Raw genomic sequence first — 233 nt, 5'->3', positions numbered from 1 at the left:
GTCCCCACTGCGACGCCACTCACCGCATACAGCGTGATCTCTTGCGACGTTGGTTTTGTAGCTCCTGCTACGGGCGCCATTACAGCAACGATCACGGCGGGCAGCGCAACTGCAGATCCACTTCCTGCCAACAATGCAGTCTCCTATAACGCAGTAATCACGCCCATTGCCGATATGCAAGCAAGTTCTTCGCTGCCTGCGAATGTCACTGCTGGGCAAGCAGTTACTGGCAC

The sequence above is a fragment of the Comamonas sp. B-9 genome, from assembly GCF_000410635.1.
In the GTDB taxonomy this organism is placed as follows: Bacteria; Pseudomonadota; Gammaproteobacteria; order Burkholderiales; family Burkholderiaceae_C; genus Comamonas.
Note: the sequence above shows the minus strand (reverse complement) of the source record.